Source organism: Parabacteroides caeci, from assembly GCF_023656795.1.
Taxonomy (GTDB): domain Bacteria; phylum Bacteroidota; class Bacteroidia; order Bacteroidales; family Tannerellaceae; genus Parabacteroides; species Parabacteroides segnis.
The window spans coordinates 1-26,071 of record NZ_JAMOKT010000030.1; the positions used below are offsets into that span (position 1 = coordinate 1).

The 26,071-nt window shown below is 44.9% G+C and carries 24 protein-coding genes and 1 pseudogene; 23 read left to right on the plus strand and 2 right to left on the minus strand.

Going from position 1 to position 26,071, the window contains the following annotated elements:
- Window positions 1-119: 119 nt before the first annotated feature.
- The 14 genes and pseudogenes from NBH15_RS15390 to NBH15_RS15455 all read left to right on the plus strand — a co-directional run.
- A pseudogene (locus NBH15_RS15390) lies at window positions 120-233 on the plus strand (fimbrillin family protein); the annotation flags it as partial.
- 215 nt (window positions 234-448) lie between these two features.
- Entirely contained in the window at window positions 449-847 is a 399-nt protein-coding gene (locus tag NBH15_RS15395; RefSeq protein WP_007656787.1) for a LytTR family DNA-binding domain-containing protein, read from the plus strand.
- Window positions 837-1,490: an FHA domain-containing protein gene (locus tag NBH15_RS15400; RefSeq protein WP_007656786.1), complete on the plus strand. Its 654-nt coding sequence runs from the start codon at window positions 837-839 to the stop codon at window positions 1,488-1,490. The genes NBH15_RS15395 and NBH15_RS15400 overlap by 11 nt, the downstream gene beginning before the upstream one ends.
- A 137-nt stretch (window positions 1,491-1,627) precedes the next feature.
- Window positions 1,628-1,870 (plus strand): hypothetical protein, encoded by a 243-nt coding sequence (locus NBH15_RS15405; RefSeq protein WP_007656785.1) that lies wholly within the window; start codon window positions 1,628-1,630, stop codon window positions 1,868-1,870.
- A complete protein-coding gene (locus tag NBH15_RS15410) occupies window positions 1,867-2,382 on the plus strand; it encodes an FHA domain-containing protein (protein ID WP_010803097.1) in 516 nt (171 codons plus the stop codon). Before NBH15_RS15405 ends, NBH15_RS15410 begins: the two co-directional genes overlap by 4 nt.
- Before the next feature lie 14 nt (window positions 2,383-2,396).
- Window positions 2,397-3,200, plus strand: coding sequence for a PP2C family protein-serine/threonine phosphatase (locus NBH15_RS15415; protein ID WP_128133355.1), 804 nt, complete (start codon window positions 2,397-2,399; stop codon window positions 3,198-3,200).
- Between the two features lie 44 nt (window positions 3,201-3,244).
- Window positions 3,245-5,152, plus strand: coding sequence for a serine/threonine protein kinase (locus tag NBH15_RS15420; protein ID WP_250823008.1), 1,908 nt, complete (start codon window positions 3,245-3,247; stop codon window positions 5,150-5,152).
- A gap of 8 nt (window positions 5,153-5,160) precedes the next feature.
- Window positions 5,161-6,105, plus strand: a complete 945-nt coding sequence (locus tag NBH15_RS15425) for a hypothetical protein (RefSeq protein ID WP_250823009.1) — start codon at window positions 5,161-5,163, stop codon at window positions 6,103-6,105.
- Between the two features lie 11 nt (window positions 6,106-6,116).
- Window positions 6,117-8,339, plus strand: coding sequence for a Kelch repeat-containing protein (locus NBH15_RS15430; protein WP_250823010.1), 2,223 nt, complete (start codon window positions 6,117-6,119; stop codon window positions 8,337-8,339).
- Window positions 8,340-8,346: 7 nt separating this feature from the next.
- Window positions 8,347-9,234 (plus strand): serine O-acetyltransferase, encoded by an 888-nt coding sequence (locus tag NBH15_RS15435; RefSeq protein WP_010803101.1) that lies wholly within the window; start codon window positions 8,347-8,349, stop codon window positions 9,232-9,234.
- Window positions 9,235-9,335: 101 nt separating this feature from the next.
- The gene (locus NBH15_RS15440) at window positions 9,336-9,734 is read left to right on the plus strand and encodes a (2Fe-2S) ferredoxin domain-containing protein (RefSeq protein ID WP_007656771.1); all 399 of its coding nucleotides are present in this window, start codon (window positions 9,336-9,338) and stop codon (window positions 9,732-9,734) included.
- 24 nt (window positions 9,735-9,758) lie between these two features.
- A complete protein-coding gene (locus NBH15_RS15445) occupies window positions 9,759-11,552 on the plus strand; it encodes an NADH-quinone oxidoreductase subunit NuoF (protein ID WP_250823011.1) in 1,794 nt (597 codons plus the stop codon).
- Between the two features lie 39 nt (window positions 11,553-11,591).
- The gene (locus NBH15_RS15450) at window positions 11,592-13,382 is read left to right on the plus strand and encodes an NADH-dependent [FeFe] hydrogenase, group A6 (protein ID WP_195585662.1); all 1,791 of its coding nucleotides are present in this window, start codon (window positions 11,592-11,594) and stop codon (window positions 13,380-13,382) included.
- A 3-nt stretch (window positions 13,383-13,385) separates the two neighbouring features.
- Window positions 13,386-13,874 (plus strand): NADH-quinone oxidoreductase subunit NuoE family protein, encoded by a 489-nt coding sequence (locus tag NBH15_RS15455; RefSeq protein WP_007656762.1) that lies wholly within the window; start codon window positions 13,386-13,388, stop codon window positions 13,872-13,874.
- Between the two features lie 496 nt (window positions 13,875-14,370).
- Here NBH15_RS15455 and NBH15_RS15460 read toward each other — a convergent pair whose 3' ends face one another.
- Window positions 14,371-15,366: a TPM domain-containing protein gene (locus tag NBH15_RS15460; RefSeq protein ID WP_250823012.1), complete on the minus strand. Its 996-nt coding sequence runs from the start codon at window positions 15,364-15,366 to the stop codon at window positions 14,371-14,373.
- Between the two features lie 21 nt (window positions 15,367-15,387).
- Window positions 15,388-15,987, minus strand: a complete 600-nt coding sequence (locus NBH15_RS15465) for a LemA family protein (RefSeq protein ID WP_007656758.1) — start codon at window positions 15,985-15,987, stop codon at window positions 15,388-15,390.
- Window positions 15,988-16,237: 250 nt separating this feature from the next.
- Between NBH15_RS15465 and NBH15_RS15470 the strand changes: the two genes are divergently transcribed.
- The 9 genes from NBH15_RS15470 to NBH15_RS29230 all read left to right on the plus strand — a co-directional run bounded on the left by NBH15_RS15470 (window position 16,238) and on the right by NBH15_RS29230 (window position 26,047).
- Window positions 16,238-17,611 carry a cytochrome c peroxidase gene (locus NBH15_RS15470; protein ID WP_046147103.1) on the plus strand — a complete coding sequence of 458 codons (1,374 nt, stop codon included), beginning with the start codon at window positions 16,238-16,240 and terminating at the stop codon, window positions 17,609-17,611.
- A gap of 23 nt (window positions 17,612-17,634) precedes the next feature.
- Window positions 17,635-18,099, plus strand: coding sequence for a septal ring lytic transglycosylase RlpA family protein (locus tag NBH15_RS15475; protein ID WP_350472274.1), 465 nt, complete (start codon window positions 17,635-17,637; stop codon window positions 18,097-18,099).
- 105 nt (window positions 18,100-18,204) lie between these two features.
- Window positions 18,205-19,473, plus strand: a complete 1,269-nt coding sequence (locus NBH15_RS15480; RefSeq protein WP_250823014.1) for a TolC family protein — start codon at window positions 18,205-18,207, stop codon at window positions 19,471-19,473.
- A 39-nt stretch (window positions 19,474-19,512) separates the two neighbouring features.
- Window positions 19,513-20,598, plus strand: coding sequence for an efflux RND transporter periplasmic adaptor subunit (locus NBH15_RS15485; protein ID WP_233566860.1), 1,086 nt, complete (start codon window positions 19,513-19,515; stop codon window positions 20,596-20,598).
- Between the two features lie 10 nt (window positions 20,599-20,608).
- A complete protein-coding gene (locus NBH15_RS15490) occupies window positions 20,609-23,734 on the plus strand; it encodes an efflux RND transporter permease subunit (protein WP_128133345.1) in 3,126 nt (1,041 codons plus the stop codon).
- Window positions 23,735-23,775: 41 nt separating this feature from the next.
- Window positions 23,776-24,453, plus strand: a complete 678-nt coding sequence (locus NBH15_RS15495) for a response regulator transcription factor (protein WP_128133344.1) — start codon at window positions 23,776-23,778, stop codon at window positions 24,451-24,453.
- Entirely contained in the window at window positions 24,450-25,628 is a 1,179-nt protein-coding gene (locus NBH15_RS15500; RefSeq protein WP_250823015.1) for a sensor histidine kinase, read from the plus strand. Before NBH15_RS15495 ends, NBH15_RS15500 begins: the two co-directional genes overlap by 4 nt.
- Window positions 25,629-25,709: 81 nt before the next feature.
- The gene (locus NBH15_RS15505) at window positions 25,710-25,910 is read left to right on the plus strand and encodes a DUF6722 family protein (RefSeq protein ID WP_128133342.1); all 201 of its coding nucleotides are present in this window, start codon (window positions 25,710-25,712) and stop codon (window positions 25,908-25,910) included.
- 2 nt (window positions 25,911-25,912) lie between these two features.
- A complete protein-coding gene (locus NBH15_RS29230) occupies window positions 25,913-26,047 on the plus strand; it encodes a hypothetical protein (protein ID WP_255419922.1) in 135 nt (44 codons plus the stop codon).
- Window positions 26,048-26,071 lie beyond the last annotated feature (24 nt).

Genomic DNA, 26,071 nt, shown 5'->3' on the forward strand with positions numbered 1-26,071 from the left:
CATGAATCTTATTCCATTTTTTTACTGGTTCACTCTTTGTCTTCCTTTCTTTCAATGGTTTGACATATTACAAATCTATCTTTTTTATCTTATCGAAATTCTATCTGCCAAAACTAAGGTATTTATTTAGTGCAATAATCGATGGAAACACCGTTACATTTTCAAGTGTGAATGTAAAAAACTGGACTGAAGTTGATGAAACAGGCAATCCTCTTTATCCTACTTTGGAGTGAGATTAGTTTCCTGTTTAAAACTATATCTGCAAAGCAGTTGAAATTTAACAGATAACTTATTTTCATCAAAATGCTTAGTATTCAGGAATGAAAGAGGAATATTTTCCGCAAATATTCCTCTTCCCATTTATATTTCTTTATAAAATATAGCCGGGGTAAAGATAAAATGCCGTATATTTGTTACTTGATGAAAATTAAAAAAACAATATCAACGTATGGAGCGGTATTTAATAATTAAGACGAGGGATGAGTTGTTACGGATAAAGATAGGGCAGATACTCTACTTTGAAGCTGATAGAAATTATACTAAATTACTATTATCCAATGGAATCCAGTTTACGTTTGCGATTAATATCGGTAAGATAGAAGAGATACTGGAGAAGCAGGTAGAGGGATGCAACAAGATATTAATGAGAGTAGGAAAAAGTCACATCATCAATAAAAATCATATCCTGCAAATTAATTTACCCAAGCAAAAACTGTTATTATTGACAGAAGAAGGCAAGCCTAGGGAACTTATAATATCCAAAGATCCTTTAAAAGTACTAAAAGAATCGCTGGAAAAGGAAATGGGTAAACCGGAAGAACCAAAGGAAGTGAAAGATGAAGATTAAAATCGGTAAAGCTGAAGATAATGATTTTATAGTGAATGATCCTCATGTTAGCAGACATCATGCTTGTCTGGTTCGTGAGGATCATGGCTGTTGGTTGTTGGAAGATCTCGGCTCTACAAACGGAACTTTCGTCAATGGTTCACAGATCGTCAAGAAACGTATTACACCAACGGACAAGATTATTCTTGGAACCGGGTATGTACTGAACTTGACTGAAGCGCTTAAATATAATAATGATTATAGTGAAGAGTTTGCAGCACTGAAGAAAGTGTATGACGATTATGTTCAAGAAAAAGTTAAGATACAGTCGGCTAACCAGTTTAAAACCAGATTATTCCAGTCTCTTCCTTTTGCGCTGCCCGGTGTGATAGGCGTTGTGATCGGATTTCTGGGCAAAGGAAGTCCGGAGTTCTTGGCTATAAGTTTGTTTATAACTATCTGTGCCCCGACGATAGGCATTTACCTGGGTGCAAAGCAGGCATCCAAGACTCCTCAACAGCTTCAGGACATTGCAAACCGATTTAAAATAGACTACGTATGTCCTAAATGCGGTACTTTTCTAGGTGAAATTCCCTGGGAATCTCTGAGGAACAGGAAACAATGCCCTGTTTCTTCCTGTAAAGCAAAGTGGGTCAGTGAATAAGTTGTTTCGTATCTCAAAAGCGGACAGTTTGTACATAAAACCCAAACCTTTGATTATAAGAGAATATTAGATGTTAATTTAATCCGTTACTTTTCCTACTTTTGTTTCCAGAAAGAATAATTTTAATTCAAACCAGTATGCAAGAGGAGGAATACACATTTGTTACACTAGACAGTGACGACTCCGTATTTAGTGATGCGGTAGTTGTAGATGTGGATGGGGAAAACGATTTATCTGGTATCGTAATGATTGATGACGATAATATGGATGTTTCAGATTTTATTACATTATCTGACGACACAATATTCTTGTCGGATGCAGACGTACATGATACTTTCTCAACTGATATCGACGGAGCAGATTTATCATTTATGCTATGATTTCAGTTAAATGTCCACATTGTCACGTAGGATTAAAGGTAGACGAGGGGAAACTTCCCCTCGATCTGACCTCCTTTAAATGTCCGAAGTGTAAACAACCGATTCCTGTCTCTTTGCTTCAACTGGGAAAACAAGGACTTGATGCGGATCAGGATACAATTCTTGTCAATCCGGTTTCGAATGGTACGGGACAGCTTACAGTTGTTGGAGATTCGGCTACACCGGAACAAATTTTCCCTCTCAATGAAGGTATTGCAATCATTGGTCGTAAATCTAACGCTTCGAACGCTACAATAGGAATTGCAACGGCTGATAAGTCGATGAGCAGGGAACATATACGAATAGAAGTTAAAAAAGACCCGAAAGGAGGGTATAAACATTTTCTTTCTGACAATAATAGTAAAAACCATACGTTATATAATAGTAATTACCTTGAAAATGGAGAGGTCGTAGTGCTTAAGAACAATGACGAGATCATTATCGGCCATACGGTTCTCCGCTTTAATGAATAAAATCTGTTCGTGCTATGAATATAACGATTGGCAAGCCTTGGGCCGTTTGTGAAAAAGGCGGTAGACAAAACAACGAGGATTCTATTTACCCCTTACCGGAAAGGGTAAACTCCAATCAGAAATTATTTCTGGTCTGCGATGGTGTCGGCGGCTCAGAAAAAGGGGAGATTGCAAGCTCATTAGCTTGTGAATCTTTTCAGACATTCTTTTCCACCTTCTTAGAGGATGAACCTACCGAAGAGTTTGTTAATAAAGCTGTCGGTTATACGGAGGCACGCTTTGACGATTATGTGAAAAATCATCCGGAAGCAAAGGGTATGGCTACCACATTAACGATGGTTTCAGTCGGAGCTTCGGGAATAACACTGGCACATATTGGGGATAGCCGTATTTACCAGTTCCGCCAGGGAGAAATTATTTATCAGACAGAAGACCATTCGCTGGTTAATTCGCTTGTCAAACTGGGGAAAATAAGCAAAGAAGAAGCATTGACCCATCCGCGAAAAAACGTAATAATTCGTGCCATACAGGGATCGGAGCATCCGACAGAAGCCGATGTAGTCCTTTTAAAGGATATACAAGCGGGCGATTATTTCTTTATGTGTACCGATGGTGTGTTGGAAAGACTTAAAAACGAAGATCTTTCTTCTATTTTCTCCACTTATAACAATCCGGAAGACATCAAAGACGGTATTATGGCTGCCTGTTGCGGAAAAACCAGAGATAACTTTTCTTTTTACATTTTACCAGTTCAAAATGTAGGTGAATCTATCGGAATAAAACAAAATATTCTCTCTTTCCTTTATTCTTTTATATAAATAACGTAATTTTGGCAGATTAAAAAGAATAGCGCGAGAAAGTTATGAATTTGCCAAACGGATATCCTCTTCAAAACGGAAAGTATCGACTTACTCATGTAGTTGGTCAGGGCGGCTTTGGTATAACTTACAAAGGCGTTTGGTATACAGAAGTTAAGGGACCGCTAGGAACGATCAAAACGGAAGTTCCTATATGTGTAAAAGAATATTTTTTTAAAGATTACTGTTACAGAGATCCTGACTCTTTCGCTGTCAAGGTCCATTCTGAAACGGGCAGGGCTCTTTTTGAGAAGTTTAAAGAGAAATTGATCAAAGAAGCTAAAATCCTGTCCGATGTTCATCATCCCCATATTGTGAATGTATTGGAAGTGTTTGAAGAAAATGACACGGCCTATATTGCTATGGAGTATATTTCAGGTAATAGTCTGAAATATAAGATGGATAAGGAGGGTATAATGCCTGAAGCGAGAGTTCTCAGATATATGCGTCAGATAGGAGAGGCCCTTCAGTTTGTTCATGAGAAGAATATTCTTCATTTGGATATCAAACCCAGCAATATATTGATTGATCAGAGCGGGAAAGCGCGTCTGATTGACTTTGGTGTGAGTAAACGGTATGATATCGAGCAGCAGGAAACGAGTACCACGATGTTAACTTTATCGAAAGGGTTTGCATCTATTGAACAATATGATAATGAAGGTACGCAAAGTTTTTCCCCTTGCCCGGATATTTATTCGTTGGGAGCAACCATGTATAATCTGTTGACGGGGAAGATTCCCACAGAATCCATTCTTCGTGCAGCACGTCCGTTGCCTTCCCCCCGGGATTTGAATCCATCCATTTCAGCAAAAACGGAAGCGGCTATTATCAAAGCGATGGAGATTGTTCCGGCTGACCGTTTCCAGTCAATGTCGGAAATGCTGGCTGCATTGGATTTTCCCGAAGTTGAAGAAGAGGAGATAAAGAAAGATATTTCTTCCCCCGAATATTTCGAAGAAGATGAGACAACGATTCTGTTTACGACCCGTTTGCCTCAATCCGGAAAGGATGAAGGGGATGAGACTGTACTGAATAACGTCGATATACCGGCAGTACCTAAAAAGAAAAAAAGAAAAGTAACGTTAATCTCTTTACTAATTATTATATTTGCAAGTATAGGTTCAGCGGTGGCTCTTTTGGTGCAGCGCAGTAAAGCTGTTCCTCCTGTTGCTGAAGTTTTGAATTCTGTTCCGGAAGGGAATAATAATCCTGTATCAGATTCGACTGTTCCTGTTGTTATTGACGAAAATAATACTTCGGGAGTTGTTGAAGCAGAACCTGAAACAGAATCTGAATCAAAGGAAGAGAATGCCAGCGTTCGACCGGACTCACAGGAAAAGACGATTGTTAAACCGGAAACGACTCCGAAACAGACCGATCCTGTAAAGCAGAAAGTCGAACCCGTCGTTAACGATATAAAGCAGCCGGTAACAGCACCATCAGTTCCTACTGAAGCAGAGATGAATGCAGAGTTTGAAGCATTGATCGCTTCCGGCAAAAATAAAATGGCAGCATCGGATGCATCCAGTGATGCGGCTGATTTTATAAAAGCAACAGAGGAGATTGCTGATGCCGGTACTGATTTCAGTAAGGCTGCCAGAATCAAAATGACAGATGAACTGATTAGTCTGATTGAAAAACGTAAAGTCAAAGAAGAAGAGATACTTTTGGCTGGCAGAAAAGCACTGTATGATGAAGTGAAGCCTTTTGGGGAACTCATGATCGTTCAGAAAAAGGAGACACAAAAGTTTGGAGCGATAGATGCCAATGCGAGAGAACGTATCAAATGTAAGTATTTGGCTGCCTATCAAACCCAACAAGGGTATAGGGCGTTTCTTAGAGAGGATGATCTGTTCGATATTTATAATGCAGAAGGTATAATGATTAGTGAACGTTTACCGGATTATTATTAATTGTATTTATGAAAAGACTTTGGATATTTATCTTATTTGTTGCAGTGCTGCCGGGATATATGATGGCACAGCAACAAACTGAATATAACAGAAAAGGCGACGAGGCAATGAGGCGTCAGGATTACAGGATGGCGACAATGTGGTATGAAGAGGGTGTCATACAATGTGATTCGTATAGCATTGATCAATTGACAACTATATGGAAAAACAATAAGAAAATGCGTCCTTCCATGCGTAGCCTGATGAGTCGATGTTTTGATTGCCTGAGAGACAAAGCGACAATAGAGAGCGATACAACAGCAATATCGCAATTGATACATTATTATACGGAAGGCATCGGGACGCAGGCTAATGAGGAACGTGCCAGAAGTTGGAGTAATCGTCTGGAAGAACTTCGCCGGCCGATGGAGCTGATTTCTTATATACCCCAAAAAGAAAAAAAGCCAAGAGAACCCATGAAGTTCTTTGTCGGTTATGCTTTTTCAATAGAGGCTCCTTATGGGTTAACCGTTGGAGGTGTCGGGGAAAGGTTCGGTTGGTATGCTCGTTTTAAAACCAATATGTCATTTGATAACTACACCTATGAATGCCGGGGAACGGATGAATTTGTAAGTTATCCGGATAATACATCCTTGAGATTTACAAACGAAAAGAAAGTGAACAGTTTAGCTGCCTCTGTCGGCCTTGTCGTTAAATGTACTCCCTGGCTATATACTTCTGTCGGTTTGGGGTATGGCAAACGGGAATTGTTATGTGAATATCAAACGACCAGTTGGGATGATGTTAGTATACAGAAAAACGACTGGGCTAAAAATACAGATTACTCTCACGAAGGGGTTGTTGTAGACTTGGACTTTATGGTAAAATTCGGTTCTGTGTTTGTTAATGCCGGATGTAATACTTTGAATTTTAAATATGTAGATTTGAATGCAGGTGTTGGTGTATTCTTTTAATTGATAGGCTTATGAAACAATTATACTTTTTAATAACTATATTATCTTTACTATTATTTGGTTGTTTGGAGGATCCGGAGATGAATACCGGATTGCAAAATGCATTGAAACCAGAGTTTGAAAAGTTTAGTGGAGATGACATTACAAAGACGGCGACGACGATTCTTGCTAAAGCTACCATAAAGAAGGAAAATGGCTCTCCGGTTACTGAACGCGGATTTCAGTATTGGGAAGAAAAAAGTTCCAGCACCCGAAAAGTTACTGATGAAGAAAAAGAGGGTAAAGGAACATATAGCTTAACGATAAGTCAACTGACGGATGGTGAAACTTACATGATATGTCCTTATGCGATTAATGGAGTTGGCACCAGCTATGGAGATACAATTAAAGTCAATACAAATCCCGGTACCGGTAGGGTCAAGACATCGGTTGTTGATGATGATGCGGTTGATGCTACTTCGGTAGATGTAAAAGGTATCATTGCGGAGAAAGGGGAAGGTGATTATGAAGACTATGGTTTCCGTTTGTTTAATGCGGAAAAAGATACGACATTCAATAGGGAGAGAGGTGTAGAACTTCGGGATGACAGTGTTTTAGTATATACTATTAAAGGATTGGAACCCAATACGGAGTATTTTGTAGAAGCCTATGTGAAGAATAAATTTGGAACATTCAGTTCTGATGGGAAAGTAAAATTTACAACAAAAGACGGTCTCCCTAAATTAGGCAGTATCAGTATCAAGGGAGAAGCTGCATATGATTATGTAGATTTAAGAGCAGAACTGATTAGTGAAGGAGATTCTGCTGTTAAAGAGTTCGGTTTCTGCTGGGGGACAGATATTAAAACGCCAGGAAGACCGAATATTGAGGAAGACAGTACAGTTCAAGCCCTTTCCTTAGGGAATGATAATTTCTTTGAAGCTCGGATAGAGAACTTGAAAGCGGCAACAAATTACTATGTTATTGCTTATGCAACAAATGCTTTCGGAACACGATACAGTAATGATACGATCAGAGTTGTAACGAAGAGAGATCTCCCGACTATATTTCTCAATGATCCTTCAACTTATGTCATGGATGCAGGAGTTGTTACTATTGGTGGAGAATTACAAAGTGAAGGGAAAACTCCTGTGACTAAATTAGCTATTTATTATTCTTCTACCTCTGCCCCTGGTCCGAAAAATTATGAAGGGAAAAAAGAGTTTACCACTGCTGATCTTGATGAAGATAAGAAATTTAATATTTCTATTGAGGGAATGAAGGGAGGTAAGACTTATTCTGTCAGGGCTTATGCAACCAATGAATCAGGTGATACTCCAAGTAATGAGGTCAAGTCTTTTACGACTCCTTCAATATTCGGAAATGACCTGGCTACTTTCCCTGGAACCGGACGTGTTGAGTTTGCTACATTCTGTGCGAATAATCAGATATATGTTTTGGGAGGATCTTCTGGTACCGGGTATGTTAAAGATCTTTACGGTTATAGTCCGAGTGAAAATAAATGGGCCGCTTTGGCTTCTTATAAAGAGAATGCGTATGGTATTTCCGTCTGTACACAGGATGATAATGTTTACTCTGTTGCCGGAATTACAAGTGCTAGATGGTATACTGAATTGTATACTTATAGTAGTAATACTTGGACTCAGTTTGCTTCATTGGAAACTGATAAGAAGATGGAATGTATCTTTCCGACAAGTTTTGTTTATAAAGATTCAATCATCTTAATCGGAGGAGAAAGTCTTGGTGAAGGCAATCTGGCTGTGCGGGATACCATATATCGGTATGATATGGTCAATAAGGAATGGACCGGATGTGGAAATTTCCAGGTTCCTATAAAGGCTGGCGTTTCTATCACTTCTGGTGATAGTGTATTTGTCGGACTGGGTAATAAACCGGAAGATGGTCCGGATGAACGGGGATTGTGGATTAATACCTCTGGTAATTGGAGTGATTGGACTTTGTTAGCAAAGACTCCGCCTGAGATGAAAAATGTTTGTTCGGGTGTTTTGTTCAAAGATTGCTTATACTATATAGACAATGGTGGTGTTATTTGGCGTTTTAATTTGACAACGAAAGACTGGTCCAAAATGTCCAGTTTCCCTAAAAAGTTGACTAATACGCCTGTCGATTATAGGATATTCTTGTTGAATGATACCATATACATTTTCTTGATCAATTATTATTCTTCTTATTTGAAGACGTACGATCCTTTATGGGATGTGCCGCAAAAATAGAATCGATATGAACAGGACTGATATCTTAAACCAGATACAAAAAAACGTAGAACGTTTGTCGGCTTCCGATTTGCCGGAGTATAAATATATTCCGCTGCATCAGAAGCCATCGCCTTCTGTTCTTTCGCTTCGGGAAGTTATGTTGTTGCTTCGGAAAGTTATCTTTCCGGGGTTCTTCGGTTCCGAGCAGGAGGCACAGGTTGATTCTATTCAATATTATACAGGGGTATATCTGGAACAAATCTATGATTTGCTCCACGAACAGATATATAATGGTTTGTGCTTTGAAGTAGACCGTTGCTGCGATTCAAAGGACCGGGCATCCCGGATTGCGATAGACTTTATAAATAAGATACCTCATATTAAATATCTGCTTTCAACAGATGTCAAAGCTATTCTGGATGGTGACCCGGCAGCAAAGAGCCTTAGCGAAATAATCTTCTGCTATCCGGCTGTACATGCTATTCTTCATCAACGGGTTGCCCATGAATTATTAAAGCTGGGTGTCCCTGTGTTACCCCGTATTATCACGGAGATGGCCCATTCCGAGACCGGCATCGACATTCATCCAGGGGCGCAGATTGGAGAATATTTCAGTATAGACCACGGTACCGGTATCGTGGTGGGACAAACAGCTATTATAGGTAATCACGTTCGTTTGTACCAGGGAGTTACTTTGGGAGCTAAAAACTTTACACTGGATGAAGAAGGATTGCCTATCGACGTTCCCCGTCATCCGATCATTGAAGATTATGTAACTATTTACTCCAATGCATCTATTCTGGGACGTATTACAATTGGAAAAGGTTCAGTGATAGGCGGTAACATTTGGCTAACCCATAGTGTGCCGCCAAACTCCAAAGTCCTTCAAACCCGAGCGGTGGAAGACAAGTAAATCTTTTTTATTTTTAGGATAAAACACAGCCGTAATTTAAACAGAAATACGTATGTTTGCGTCATACCCATGTGGTAATAATGCCTTAAATGTGTACGATGATGAACAAAGTAAAAACGTTAGATGACCTTCGGAAGATGCGCGAATCTTTACGCGCTTCCCTCGATTTACGCGAGAAAAGTAACAATCCCGAGCAGATGGTTCAGATAAAGGTTGCCATGGCAACCTGTGGCATCGCAGCCGGAGCCAAAGAAGTTATGAGTTATTTTATTGAAGCTCTTGACCGGGAACGTGTAGATGCCCTGGTCACTCAAACCGGGTGTATGGGCTATTGCTATGCGGAACCGACAGTAGAGATTACTGTTCCCGGCAAAGAACCGATCGTATTTGGTCGTGTCAACAAAGCCAAAGTTGACGAGATTATAACCTGTTACATCAAACAGGGAATTTTGCTGGATGACATCATACCGGTCAACTACAACGCGGTCGGACCTGAATAACAAACCAATACAAATACTTACATAATGGCACAATATAGCAACTATATTCTGGTGTGCGGCGGTACAGGCTGCCGTGCATCACAAAGCGAACTCATACTTCAAAATCTGAAAGAGGCTGTCAGGGAGAACGGATTACAGGAGAGTGTGCAGGTAATCCGTACCGGCTGTTTCGGCTTTTGCGAGAAAGGTCCGGTAGTGAAACTGATTCCGGATAATACATTTTATGTGGAGGTTACTCCCGAAGATGCGAACGATATTGTAAACGAACATCTGATAAAAGGACGTAAAGTAGAGCAGCTGCTTTATGTAAACCCTGAAACGAACGAACAGATACTCGACTCCAAGCACATCAACTTTTATAAAAAACAATTGCGTATAGCCTTGCGTAACTGTGGTTTCATCAATCCCGAAAACATTGACGAATATATTGCCCGCGACGGTTATATAGCTTTAGGAAAAGCCCTGACCGAGATGACGCCCGATGAAGTGATTAAAGAGATTCTGGATAGCGGATTGCGGGGCCGAGGCGGCGGCGGTTTCCCTACCGGACTCAAATGGCAGATTACCCGCAAGGTGCAGGCTCCGCAGAAATATGTAGTCTGCAATGCTGATGAAGGCGACCCGGGAGCGTTCATGGACCGTTCTATCCTGGAAGGCGACCCGCATTCCATTGTGGAAGCGATGGCTATCAACGGATACTGTACCGGTGCCAGTAAAGGACTTGTCTATATCCGGGCCGAATATCCGCTAGCCGTAGAACGTTTAAAGATAGCGATACAACAAGCAAAGGAATATGGCTTTTTAGGAGAAAACATATTTGGTACAGACTTCTCTTTCGATATCCAGATACGTTATGGTGCCGGTGCTTTTGTTTGCGGAGAGGAAACAGCCCTGATACATAGTATGGAAGGGTTACGCGGTGAAGCTACAGTTAAACCGCCATTCCCCAGTGAACATGGATATAAAGGTTGTCCGACCAATGTAAATAATGTGGAGACCTACGCCAATATCCCCGTTATCCTGCTGAAAGGAGCCGGATGGTTCAGCAGTATAGGAACGGAGAAGAGCAAAGGAACCAAGGTCTTTGCCCTGGCTGGAAAAGTAAACAATGTCGGTCTGATTGAAGTCCCGATGGGAACGACGCTTCGTGAGGTGATATTCGGTATCGGCGGGGGAATAAAAGACGGAAAGAAATTTAAAGCCGTACAGACCGGAGGCCCTTCCGGCGGATGTCTTACAGAAAAGCATCTGGACTTGCCGATCGACTACGATAACCTGATAGCGGCCGGTTCCATGATGGGGTCGGGCGGTATGATTGTGATGGATGAAGACGATTGTATGGTAGCGATGGCTAAGTTCTATCTGGATTTCACCGTGGAAGAATCCTGTGGCAAATGCGCCCCTTGCCGGATTGGAAATAAACGGCTGCATGAGATACTGCAAAAGATTACATCGGGCAGAGGAACTCTCGAAGACCTCGATAAACTGCGTAACCTGGCCATGGTTATAAAGGATACCGCTCTCTGCGGACTGGGACAGACCTCTCCGAACCCTGTCCTTTCCACCATGGATAACTTCTATGACGAATACCTGGCACATGTCGATGAACAACGTTGTCCTTCCCACCAGTGCCGCGAACTTACCCAGTATTTTATCAATCCGGAGAAATGCAAAGGCTGTACGATGTGTGCCCGAATCTGTCCGGTACATGCCATTACCGGCAGCCGGAAGGTTCCCCATACTATCGACTCGGATGTTTGTATCCGTTGCGGGTCATGTATAGAGAAATGTAAGTTCGATGCTATTTACGTACATTAAATGGTTGACAGTGAATAATTGACAGTTGACAGAAAAGATATGGAAAACATAAAACTAACAATAGATAACAGAGAAGTGGAAGTCCCGAAAGGTACTACCATCCTCGACGCAGCAAAGAGCATGGGAATCCGTATCCCGACACTTTGTCATATGAAACTCGAAGATTTGCATTACGAGAACAATCCCGGCGCCTGCCGTATCTGTGTAGTGGAAATTGAAGGCCGCCGTAACCTGGCCCCGTCTTGTAAGATGGAATGTACGGAAGGAATGGTTGTAAGGACCCATACTCCCCGGGTAATGAATGCCCGGAAGACAGTGATGGAACTGATTCTGTCCAACCATCCGGCCGGTTGCCTTACCTGTAGCAGTAACGGATATTGCGAACTGCAAACAATAGCCCACGATTTGGGTATCCGTGAAATACGGTATCAAGGAGAACAATCCACCTTTGAGATAGACCGTTCTCCTTCCATCGTCCGTAACATGAATAAATGTATCATGTGCCGCCGTTGCGAAACGATGTGTAACAATATTCAGACAGTAGGAGCATTGACGGCCGTCAACCGCGGTTTCAACGCAGCCGTCTCTACAGCCTTTGAGCGTGATATCGCCGGAAGTACCTGTTCTTATTGCGGACAATGTGTTTCCGTCTGCCCGGTAAATGCCTTGAGCGGCCGCAATACCCAGCAGCCCGTATTGGATGCATTGGCTAATCCGGCTAAGATTGTGATAGCCCAGACTGCTCCGGCTGTACGCACCGCCCTCGGACGTGACTTCGGCTGTGAGCCGGGCACATTGGTTACCGGAAAGATGGTATCGGCTCTTCGCCAGTTAGGTTTTGACTATGTCTTTGATACTGACTTTGCGGCCGACCTGACCATTATGGAAGAGGGAACGGAGCTTCTTCAGCGTCTCAGCAAATATCTTTCGGGGGATGAAGAAGTGAAAATACCGATGATGACCAGTTGCTGTCCCGGTTGGGTCAGCTTTGTCGAGCAGCACTTCCCGGAGTTGCGTGATAATCTGTCTACAGCTAAAAGCCCGCAACAGATGTTCGGAGCCATAGCCAAAAGTTATTTTGCAGAAAAGCTGGGAGTAGACCGTAAAGATATAGTTGTTGTCTCCATCATGCCTTGCCTGGCAAAGAAATATGAAGCCAGCCGTCCGGAGTTTGCCGTAGAAGGAAATCCGGATGTAGATATTTCCATCTATACCCGTGAACTGGCCCGTCTGATTCGTTATGCCAATATAAACTTCAACGAACTTCCCGACAGCGACTTCGACCATCCTCTCGGCGAATCGACCGGTGCCGGAGTTATCTTCGGAACTACCGGGGGAGTTATAGAAGCTGCCTGCCGTACAGCCTATGAACTATATACGAAGAAGCCGCTCGAACGAATCGAGTTTAAGGAATTGCGCGGACTGGAAGGTATCCGTAGCGGAACGATTAACTTTGACGGCGTTCCTGTGAAGATAGGTATCGCCCACGGTCTCGGTAATGCCCGTAAACTGGTTGAAGAAGTAAAAAGCGGAAAGTCTCCTTATCATGTTATCGAGATAATGGCCTGCCCCGGTGGCTGCATCGGAGGTGGCGGCCAACCCTTCCATCAGGGAAGGATGGATGTTTTGCGTAAACGTGCCGCCGCCCTTTACAGCGAAGACGAAAGCAAACCGCTCCGCAAAAGCCATGAGAATCCGTATATTCAGCAGTTATATAAAGAATACCTGGGCGAACCCTGCGGACCAAAGGCGCATGAATTACTGCATACTCATTACTTCGACCGCAAAGAAGTAGTCAATATGTTTTTGGAAACCGATAAAGACGAATAAGCCATGGAAAAGATACATTTGCCCCAACCGAAAGTAAACGAACTGCATGCTATCTGCAAAGAGCATGACAACGACCCCGGCGAGCTAATCAATATCCTGCACGCAGCACAGGAAATCTTCGGTTACCTTCCCCGCGAAGTGCAGGAAATGGTAGCGGCCGAACTGCATATTCCCGTATCCCGTGTGTATGGTGTAGTCACCTTTTATTCGTTCTTTACCATGACTCCGAAAGGGAAATACCCTATTTCCGTCTGTCTGGGAACCGCCTGTTATGTGCGGGGAGCCGAGAAAGTACTGGACGAATTTCAGCGTCAACTGGAAATCAAGATAGGAGAGACCACCCCCGACGGTCTGTTTTCTCTAGACTGCCTGCGTTGTGTCGGGGCTTGCGGACTGGCTCCCGTAGTGACGATAGGAGGTAAAGTCTACGGAAGAATTACACCGGAAAAGGTACGGGATATCCTGTCGGAATACTATATCCGTGAAGAATAAGAGTTTTTTCGTTCAAATGCCTTTGCGGGTTCACTTGTATGCATGAGCGCTTTATTATCAACAGATGGCAAGGCAGAAGTAGTTGTAGGAATAAGCCTTCACCGGATGACAGATGACAGACGATATTGCAAATAGAACTTTTATTTGCAATGCTGTAAGTGATTTGTAGACAGTTATATACGAGTGAATATGACAGATGGCAGATAAAATCCGGAAACTTTTGTGTAGAGAGAAATATTTACTTATATAAAAGGGAAATGAGTAGTTAACAACTAGCTCGTTTCCCTTTATTTTTTATCTCAAAGAAGCATAGAAACTAATTGAAAAGTAGTAACAACGTAAAATTACCCTGTACACCTTACTCCGGTAGGCTGTACAGGGTAGTTAGCCAAGGTGTACACCATAATTGATTATCCTGTACACCCTGGTATTAGTGAGTCCTGACCTTTGTGTTAGTTTGTCTGGACCTGTACTTTAGAAGTCAGGGACCTGGCGTTTAGAAACGGCTGATGGAACCGCCGCCTCCCGAGCGTCCTCCGCCCCAGGAACCGCCACCACCACCGCCAAAGCCACCGAAACCACCTCCGAAGCCTCCGCCTCGTCCGCCACCACCAATGATGATAGGGCCTGTGCTACGTCTTAGCCGGCTGATGTTCCGGTTTTTCTTTTCGGTATAACCGCAATTCTTGCAACGGTACGTATCTTCTGCCAGTCCTTCCGACTGGTAAGTAGCCCTCTGTATAACTTGCTGACCGACATATACCAGCGTCTTCTGTCCGCAACGGGGACAGATACGGGGACGATATTTGAGGAAGGATACAAGAATAAAGATTCCGGCAGGAAATACAATCATCATAATCATGAATAACCACAGGAAAAGATTATCGCCTTCCGACTGCCTGTTTGTGTTTCCTCCCGTCATGGCGGCACGCTCATAATCGCTTGCCATCAGGTATTGCTTTACGGCGGCTACGCCTTTCAGCATACCGGCACTATAATCACCCGCTTTCAGGTCCGGAATCATATATCTCTGTTGCAGACGATAACAGATTGCATCCGGGAGGACTCCTTCTATGCCGTAACCCGTCTCGAAAACGACGGAGCGTTGCGTAGGTTCGGTAACAAGCTGTATCAGGAGTCCGTTGTCTTTGTCCTTTTTCCCCAAACCCCAGTGCTGGAACAGGTCGGTGGCAAACATGCGGGCATCGTTATCGCCGATACTTTCAACGGCAACGACGGCAACTTCTATTCCCAGGCTGTCTTCTACAATCTGCAACAGGCGGTTGATGCGGTCGACATCCTGAGGCCGTATGATTCCGTCGGGGTTGCTTACGTGATTACTCCGGTCGGAAAGGCGTACGTTAGGTATCGTTTCGACTGTGTAATCCTTTGCCGCAGAGAGATGTAACGGGAAAAGGGATACGAGCAGTAAGACTGCCAACCATAGAGTCGGCAGATGTTTACCCGTTAGTATTCTATTCAGATTTCTCATCCTTTACCTGAACTTATCGGATTAGAATTCAACTTTCGGAGCTTTCTCCGCACCGCTCTCCGCACTGAAATAGGCTTTCGGCTGGAAACCGAACATACCGGCCAGGATATTGGTCGGGAAACTGCGGATATAGGTATTATAAGACTGCGCCGTTTCGTTGAAACGCTTGCGTTCTACCGAGATACGGTTTTCTGTGCCTTCCAGCTGTGCCTGCAATTCGGAGAAGTTCTGATTGGCTTTCAGGTCCGGATAACGTTCCAGTACGACCATCAGGCGGGAGAGGGCACTGCTCAGTTCCCCTTGCGCAGCCTGGAATTTCTTCATCGACTCTTCGTTCAGGTTGGATGGGTCGATGGTTGTTTTGGTCGCCTCGGCGCGGGCGCTTACCACACCTTCCAGGGTCTCCTTTTCATGCGTTGCATATCCCTTGACTGTATTTACCAGGTTAGGAATAAGGTCCATACGGCGCTGGTATTGGTTCTCCACCTGGCTCCAGGCAGTTTTTACTCCTTCATCTTGTGTAACCATTGTGTTGTAAGTGCCTTTTACCCAGGAGTAACCGGCAAATAAAAGTACCACGATAATGGCAATTGTAATCCACAAAGCTTTGTTCTTAAACATTTTCTTTTTGCTTTAATTGTTATACATAGTGTTGCAAAGCTATATAAAAAACAGGACAGGAGAAGAAACTGTTTTGCACAATTATCGTTTGGGACGAAATTTATCAGTATTGTACCAATGGGAGAATCATTGCGGACGAAGTAATATAGACGCAGCCTATCTTGCCATAAATAAAACCTATCACCCTTGTGAAGATATCTTAATAAATATAACTACTTTTGCATAAACAAATCTCAAACAACCAATAATTATGCGTAACACTAGTTTTAGTAAGATGGCGGTACTTCCTGCCGGACTGCTTACGTTGGCTTTGACAATGCCTTCGTGCTCATCCAATGAGTACAAGAAACATGAGGGCGACAAGGCAAAACAGGTAGCTTCGATTATCCGCAACAACGGATGTATGGAATGTCACTCGGCTACCGCAAATGTTCCTTTTTATGGAAAGTTGCCGGTTATCGGTCCGGTTGTACAGGCTGATATGAAAGAAGGTACACATTATCTGGACCTTACAGCGATGTTAACAGCACTGGATAACGGACAGCCTGTGTCGGAAGTCGATTTGGCGAAAGTGGAGAACACTGCCCTGAGCGGTTCGATGCCCCCAGCCAAATATTACACAGTGCACTGGGGAACCAGCCTGAATGACGACGAAAAAGCGGTCATTATCGCCTGGGCGAAAGATGTCCGTAAGAACAATTATGTATCGCCTACCGTAGCAGAAGAGTTTGCCAATGAACCGGTTCAACCGTTGATGGCTGCTATCCCGACCGATTCGGCTAAGGTTGCTTTAGGATTTGATTTGTATCACGACACACGCCTGTCGGGTGATAACACGGTTTCGTGTGCCACCTGTCACGGATTGAATACGGCCGGAGTAGACCGCAAGCAGTTCTCGGAAGGTATCCACGGCCAGTTCGGCGGAGTGAATGCACCGACTGTTTATAATGCGGCACTCAACTTCGTGCAGTTCTGGGACGGACGCGCTGCCGACCTGAAAGAGCAGGCTGCCGGACCTCCTTTGAACCCGGTGGAAATGGGTAGCGCTTCATTCGACGAAATCTGTGCCAAGCTGGCTGAAGACAAGGAGTTGAGCAAACGCTTCCTTGAAGTATTCCCCGAAGGATTTACGCAGTCGACGGTAACGGAGGCTATCGCTGAGTTTGAAAAGACGTTGCTTACACCGAGCCGTTTCGACAAATACCTGCAAGGAGACAAGAATGCCCTTACAGCCGAGGAACTGGAAGGTTACCAGTTGTTTAAAGACAATAAGTGCGCGACTTGCCACGTCGGTATGAACCTGGGCGGACAGTCGTATGAATATATGGGTATCAAGGATAATTATTTCGATTACCGCGGCACTGGCTTGACGGATGGTGACAACGGACGCTGGGCAGTAACCAAGAACGAGGCTGACCGCCATAAATTCAAGACACCTACACTGCGTAATGTAATGCTAACAACGCCTTATATGCACGACGGTTCGATAACCACAATAGAGGATGCTATCCAGGTGATGCATGAGTTCCAGATTGGAAAACGTATCTCGGATGCCGAAACGGCGAAGATTGTGGCGTTCCTCGGTACGTTGACCGGAGAGTATAACGGAGAGTTGCTTCAATAATACAAATTAGTTATATAATGCACATGCCCTTCCGCTTGTTCCATATCGTTCTTCTGCTGATTGCTTTGCAAAGCACAGGGGGCGTATGGGGACAGGAGGAGGGGTTTGCTTCTTATTACCATGAACGTTTTCACGGTCGGAAATCATCGAGCGGCCGTATCCATGACAAAGACGAGATGGTTGCCGCCCACCGCACTTATCCTTTCGGTACTTATCTGCGTGTCACCAACCTTGAGAATATGAAAAGCGTGATAGTCTACGTCACCGACCGCGGTCCACATCGCAAGGGACGGATTATTGACGTATCCTCCGGCGCTGCGAAGCTGCTCGGGTTCAAGAAGAAGGGGATTGCCCGTGTACGAGTGGAAGAGGTCCCTGGCCCTATAGATTTGCGCTGGCTGGAACTTATCTATCCTAAATTTCCTCCGACACTTACCACGGAAGATATGATGCCTAAACCTCCGTACCGCATGATAATGAATGATTGAAGCGGTTCTAATCAAATTCTAATTTCAACTAAGAGGATTCTAATCGGATACGTAGGGACGTAAAACGCTCCGCCTTATACCTTTGCGCTCAAAAAAGAGATGCACATGGGTAAACGATTCATTCTTTTATTACTTGTCTTACCGGCATTCTGCTATGTCACCAGGGTAGAGGGCCAATCCGTCAAACTTACTTTACAGGAAGCCGGGCAGCGTTTCGCTGCCTGCAATCTCGAACTGATTGCGGAGCGTTATAATATCGACATAGCCGAGGCTGGAGTTATCCAAGCCAGACTGTTTGAAAACCCGGTCATTTCGCTGGAACAGAATGTCTACAACCGTCTGAACGGAAAGTATTTTGACGTCGGGAAGGAAGGCGAAGCCGTGGTAGAGATTGAACAGCTAATCTATATTGCAGGACAACGCAACAAGCGGGTGCGGGTGGAGAAGCTAAACAAGGAGATGGCGGTCTACCAGTTTGAAGAGGTGTTGCGCACGTTGCGCAGCGAGTTGAACAGCAAATTCATTGAGATTTATTATACCCGGAAATCACTTTCAGTCTACGACAAGGAAACCGGATACCTGGAACGACTCCTGGAAGCAATGAAGGAGCAGAATGAGAAAGGAAATATCTCCCTGCTCGAAAAGTCGAGGATACAGGCACTTTTGCTTTCTCTGCAACAGGAGAGGAATGAGGCTTTGAACCGGCTTATCGCCTTGCAAGGGGATATGCGATTGCTGCTGGGGTTGGAGGCAGACGAGGCGTTTGAGCCGGTCTTCGATGCGTCGGTACTGAAACAGATGGATACCGGGGCAGTTCCTTTTGCGGAACTGGCGGAACGGCTTGCCGGACGACCGGATATGAAGATGGCGCGGACGAATATACAGGTGTCACGTGCCAATGTGAGCTTGCAAAAGTCGCTGGCCTTTCCTGAGGTAAGCCTGAAAGGGTCTTATGACAGGGCGGGTAACTTCTGTGATAATTACTTTGCCGTAGGACTGAGCATCTCGGTTCCTGTCTTCAACCGCAATCAGGGGAATATCAAATCTGCTCGCCTTGCCGTGTTGCAAAACACGAATCGGGAAGAACTTGCCCGCCGGCTGGCGGAGACAGAGCTTTTCACCAGCTATGCACGACTGGAGAAGGCGGTCAAACTGTATCGTTCTTCCAACTTTGAACTGGAACGCGACTTCGGGACTATCATCGAGGGGGTAAACAGCAACTACCAAAAACGTAATATCAGCCTGCTGGAGTTTATCGACTATTATCAGGCGTATAAAGAAACCTGCCTGCAACTTTACCAGACGGAGAAAGATGTGTTCCTCGCCATGGAGGAGGTCAACACCGTGACGGGTAGCGACGTGTTCAGCTATTAATGACTAATGAATATTGAATATAAGGATATGAGAAATAGAATGAAAAAGAATTGTATTGTATGGACGCTGTTGCTGCCGTTACTGATAGGGTGCGGTAGGAAAACTGGCGGGCAGGAGGAAGCACCGGTACCTTTGATGTTGACCGACAGTTTGCAGAAAGTGGTTTCGGTCGAGACTGTGCATGAGATGCCCTTGAGCAATGAGTTGCTGTTGAATGGGCGTGTCGGTTTCAATCCGGAACAACTGGCACGTGTCTATCCCATCTTCGGAGGAAATATCACAGAGGTGAATGTCGAGATGGGCGACTATGTAAAGAAAGGAGATATACTTGCCATTATCCATAGCAGCGAAGTGGCTGATTACGAGAAGCAGCGTAAGGAGGCGAGGCAGCAGATTATACTTGCCGACCGCAATCTGGAAGCTACACGGGATATGTTCAACAGCGGAATGGCTTCCGAACGTGATGTCCTTCAGGCAGAGCAGGAAGCGGCAAATGCCCGGGCCGAACAGAAGCGGATTGACGAAGTGTATGCCATCTACCATATTACGGGTAATTCTACTTACGAGATACAATCGCCTGTCTCCGGTTTCGTTATCGGGAAGAATGTAAGCCGCAATATGCAGATACGTTCAGACCAGACGGAGGAGTTGTTCACGATTTCGGGATTGGATAACGTTTGGGTGATAGCCGATGTTTACGAGAGCGATATCAGCAGGGTTGGCGAAGGAGCGGCAGTCCGCATAACGACACTGGCTTACCGGGACAGGGAGTTTACCGGAACGGTTGACAAGGTCTATAATATGCTCGATAGCGAGAGCAAGACAATGAGCATACGGGTCAAGTTGAAGAATGAAGGTTACCTGCTGAAACCGGGCATGTTCACCAATGTCTATGTGCAGACTGATGCAGATGGGAAGGTGATGCCCCGTGTGGAGGCCCGTGCCGTCATATTCGAGAACGGTCGTCATTTTGTTGTGGGGATAGACAGCGACAATGTGTTGCAGCCCCGTGAAGTGACGGTATTCAAACAGACCGATAAGTACTGTTTCCTGGAAACCGGGCTGAAAGAGGGCGACCGGATTATCGACCGGAATGCTCTTTTGGTTTATAACGCTTTAAAGTAAACGAGGAACGATGCATACATTTATAGATAACATAATAGCTTTCTCGCTGAAGAATAAGTTCTTTATCTTCTTCTGTACCGCCATAGCCGTGATAGCGGGAGCGGTGAGCTTTATCCATACGCCTGTCGACGCCTTTCCTGATGTGACGAACACGAAGGTGACAATCATTACCCAATGGCCGGGACGCAGTGCGGAAGAGATAGAGAAGTTTATCACTATCCCCATCGAAATAGCGATGAATCCGGTGCAGAAGAAGACAGATATCCGCAGCACGACGCTGTTCGGCCTTTCGGTCATCAATGTGATGTTCGACGATGACGTGGATGACTTCTATGCCCGCCAGCAAGTATATAACTTGTTGAATGATGCCGACCTGCCGGAAGGTGCCACGCCGGAGGTACAGCCTCAGTACGGACCGACAGGGGAGATTTTCCGTTATACGCTGCGGAGTGATAAACGGACAGTGCGCGAACTGAAGACATTTCAGGACTGGGTAATCGAGCGTAAGCTGCGGGCGGTGCCGGGAGTGGCGGATATCGTCAGCTTCGGTGGCGAGGTGAAAACGTTTGAAGTGAGTGTTAACCCGAACCAGCTAATCAACTATAACGTGACGTCTCTGGAACTGTTCGACGCGATTGCAAAGAGTAATATTAATGTAGGGGGAGATGTGATTACCAAAAGTTCGCAGGCTTATGTGGTACGCGGTATCGGACTGATTAACGATACGAAGGAGATTGAGAATATCGTAGTCAAGAACATCAACGGCACACCTATCCTGGTGAAACATCTGGCAAACGTTCACGAATCGAGCTTGCCCCGGCTGGGACAGGTGGGACGCATGGAAGAAGACGATGTCGTGCAGGGGATTGTCGTCATGCGGAAAGGAGAGAATCCGGGCGAAGTGATTGCCGCCCTGAAAGAAAAGATAGCGGACATACAGGAAAATGCGTTGCCGGAAGATGTGCGGATTGTGTCATTCTACGATCGCGAGGACCTGGTGGACCTGGCGGTGCGGACGGTGACGCATAACCTGGCCGAAGGTATTTTGCTGGTAACTTTCATTGTGTTGATTTTTATGGCAGACTGGCGTACAACGGTGATTGTATCCATTATTATCCCGTTGGCGCTGCTCTTCGCTTTTATCTGTCTCCGGGCGATGGGAATGAGTGCAAACCTGCTTTCGATGGGGGCAATCGACTTCGGTATTATTATCGACGGGGCGGTCGTGATGGTGGAAGGGTTGTTTGTGGCTCTCGACCGGAAGGCGCGTGAGGTGGGAATGCCTGCCTTCAATGTGATGAGTAAGATGGGACTGATTCGCCAAACAGCGAAAGACAGGGCGAAGGCGGTGTTCTTCTCCAAGCTAATTATTATTACGGCACTGGTTCCGATATTCGCTTTTCAGAAGGTGGAAGGGAAGATGTTCAGTCCGCTGGCATATACGCTCGGGTTTGCCTTGCTGGGGGCTTTGATATTTACGTTGACATTAGTCCCGGTGCTTTCTTCGATGCTGTTGAAAAGGAATGTGCGTGAAAGGCATAATCCGTTTCTGGCGTGGATAAACCGGGTATCCGTTTCTATATTTGACCGTTGCCATGCACATAAGAAGACAACTATTGGTATCGCTTCGCTGGTGGCTGCCGTTGGTTTATGGTGTTTTACTTTGCTGGGGACTGAGTTTCTTCCGCAGCTGAACGAAGGTTCTATTTATATCCGTGCCACGTTGCCGCAGAGTATTTCCCTGGATGAGTCCGTTAAGCTGGCAAACCGGATGCGTCGCGAACTGGCGTCGTATCCTGAAGTGCGGCAGGTGCTTTCACAAACGGGCCGTCCCAACGACGGAACGGATGCGACAGGCTTCTACAATATCGAGTTTCATGTAGACATTTATCCTGAAAAGGAGTGGACCAGCAAATTGACTAAGGCGGGATTGATTGAGAAGATGGAAGACGACCTCGCTATCTATCTGGGCGTAGACTTCAACTTCTCCCAACCTATCACCGATAATGTGGAAGAAGCTGCCAGTGGCGTGAAAGGTTCGATCGCTGTAAAAGTGTTCGGTAAAGACTTGTACGAGTCGGAAAAGAAAGCCGTCGAAGTCTTTAAAGTCCTGGAAACCGTCGAAGGCATCGAAGACCTGGGAGTCATACGTAATATCGGACAACCGGAACTGCGTATCGAACTCGACGAATCGCGCCTGGCCCGTTACGGAGTGGCAAAAGAAGATGTGCAGTCCATTATCGAGATGGCGATAGGGGGTAAGAGCGCCTCGTTGCTTTACGAAGACGAACGGAAGTTCAATATCATGGTACGCTACGAATCAGCCTTCCGCCGCAGTGAGGACGAGATAGGAAAGATATTGGTTCCGGCCCGCGACGGGACGATGGTACCCATCAAAGAGTTAGCCGATATCCATACGATAACCGGCCCGCTGATTATCTATCGCGATAACCATGCCCGTTTCTGTGCCGTTAAATTCTCCGTCCGTGGCCGTGATATGGGTACGGCAGTAGCCGAAGCACAGCAAAAAGTCGACCGGCAGGTGAAGTTGCCGGAAGGCTATACCTTGAAATGGACGGGTGATTTTGAAAACCAGCAGCGTGCTACGAAACGACTGGCACAGGTGGTTCCGGTGAGTATTGCCATCATCTTCGTCATCTTGTTCGTGCTGTTTGGCAATGCCCGCGATGCCGGATTAGTGCTGTTGAATGTACCCTATGCGGCGGTGGGAGGGATTGTCGCCCTTCTGCTTACCCGCTTCAACTTTTCGATTTCGGCAGGTATCGGTTTTATCGCGCTGTTTGGTATCTGTATCCAGAACGGGGTTATCATGATTTCCGATATAAAAGGTAATTTGAAAAACCGCACACCTTTGCCGCTGGCTGTAAAACAAAGTGTGAAAGACCGTGTCCGCTCCGTGCTCATGACGGCTTCGATGGCAGCTATCGGACTGATGCCTGCCGCCCTCAGCCACGGTATCGGATCGGAAAGTCAACGCCCGTTAGCTATCGTCATCATCGGCGGACTGATAGGGGCTACTTTCTTCACGCTCTTTGTCTTCCCGCTTATGGTGGAAGCCTTTTACAGCCGGATGCTGTATGATAAAGATGGAAAGTTATTACAGCGTAGATTGTAAATCGTATATTTGTAATCTGAACGACATAAATAGCAAATCAGATGGCTAAGATATTATTGGTAGAAGATGAAGTGAATATCGCCTCTTTCATAGAGAGGGGGTTGCAGGAGTTCGGTCATGAAGTAAGCGTGGCTTATGACGGTATGGCGGGTTGGGAGTTGTTGCAGAAAGAGAACTTCCAGCTTTTGATACTGGATATAATCATGCCCCGGATGAACGGGTTGCAATTGTGCCGCCAATACCGTCAGTTGTACGGATACCAGTCGCCTGTGGTTATGTTAACGGCGCTGGGTACGACAGACGATATCGTTAACGGTCTCGATGCCGGTGCAGACGATTACCTGGTCAAACCTTTCAGTTTTCAGGAACTGGAAGCACGTATCAAAGCTCTTCTGCGGCGGATTGGAGCGGAGACAGCCACGGCTTCCTTGCGTTGTGGCGACCTAAGTCTCGACCCGACCAGTCACCGGGCATTTCGTAACGGTACGCCGATAGACCTCACGGTCAAGGAATACCGCCTGCTGGAATATTTCATCCTGAATCAGGGTACGGCCTTGAATCGCCTCACCCTGCTAAAGCATGTATGGGATAAAGATTTCGATACTAATACAAATGTAGTCGATGTCTATGTGAATTACCTTCGCAGTAAGATAGACAAGGACTTCGACCATAAGCTGATTCGTACCGTTGTCGGTATCGGTTATATGATGGAAGCATGAAAACAGGGAATAAGATAGCCTTCTTCTATACGGCGATGACGGTGGGTATCATTGCCCTTGTCACGATTGCCTTTTACTTTATTGCGACAAACTATATCAGCCGCCTCTATTATTCTTATTTGACGGAAAAGGCCTATGCAACAGCCGAAAAGCATTGGGAGAAGGATGAAGTGGACGAAGAAAGTTATGCCCGGATACAAAAACGGTATGAAGAGACTTTACCCGTTGCCACCGAGATATTACTGAATGCGGACAGTGTGGCAGAGACGCATGTAACGTTGGTCCGTTATATGACGGAAAAAGAGATTGAACGGTTATATAGGGGCGAGGTAATCACTTTCCATGAAAAGGAAAAGGTCGGAGCAGCACTTTATTATCCGGATAACGAGGGTAATTTTATTGTCCTTGTTATCTCCAACAACCAGTATGGCGGGGATATCCAGCAGCGTATCGGTTGGTTGCTGCTGGCTTTGATTGTTATAAGTGCGGTACTGATTTATTTTGTCGGAAAGCTCTATGCAATCCGTATGGTCGACCGTATTGACGCTGCTTATCAAAGTGAGAAGGCGTTTATCAGTAATGCCTCACATGAACTGAACAATCCGCTTACAGCCATACAGGGAGAGTGTGAGATTAGTTTGCTGAAAGAACGTACTCCGGCAGAATACCAGTCCGCATTAAAACGCATTGCTTCGGAAAACAAGCGCATCATACAGCTGATGAAGCATTTACTTTTCCTGTCGCACGGGGATAAAGAGATACTTAAAAATGCGACCGAGACTATTATGCTGGCCGATTTCCTGATGCAGTTTGTCGATAACCGTATCAAGTTCACGACAGATACTTTTGCCTTCTGCCTGACGGCAAACCCTCATTTATTAAAGATAGCCATCAGTAATATACTGAATAATGCCTGTAAATATTCAGGGGAAGAACCGATCGAGATGCGTTTGATGGGGTCGGTCCTCGAAATAAAAGATACGGGAATTGGCATTCCGATGGAAGAATTGGAGCGTGTCTACCAGCCTTTCTACCGTGCCTCCAATACCCGAGAGTTTTCCGGACATGGTATCGGACTTAGTTTGTCATTGCGCATACTGACGACCTATGGGGCTAAAGTTACGATTGATTCGGAGCTGAATAAAGGGACAAATGTTATCATAGACTTTGGATAATAATAGTTCTCCTCTCATTTGTTTATTGGAAAAGAATCTTTATCTTTGACGCAATGTTTAACAACTAAAAACTTCGTAACTATGAAAATGAAAGAAAGGACAGGAAACTATTTCCTTGATATCTCTAAATTAATATTTGGAGGTATTATTCTCAGTGGCATTGTGAGTGAACCTATAAACAGATGGGTAATGTATACTCTGGCTACTTTTTTCTCATTATTTTTAATGACAATGGGATTTGTTATACTTAGTAATTCGGATAATAAAGAAAAGGAGAATTAATTATGAATATATATGTATATATCACAGCATTAGGGATGGTTCTCATTGGCCTGTATTTTGTTTGGCGGGAGAATAAAAGAGAGCGCAAAGCCGAACAAAAAAAGCAAGAGTGTAATAAGCAACAACCTGAAGATTAAGAAACGCGAAGAAAACAAAGACAT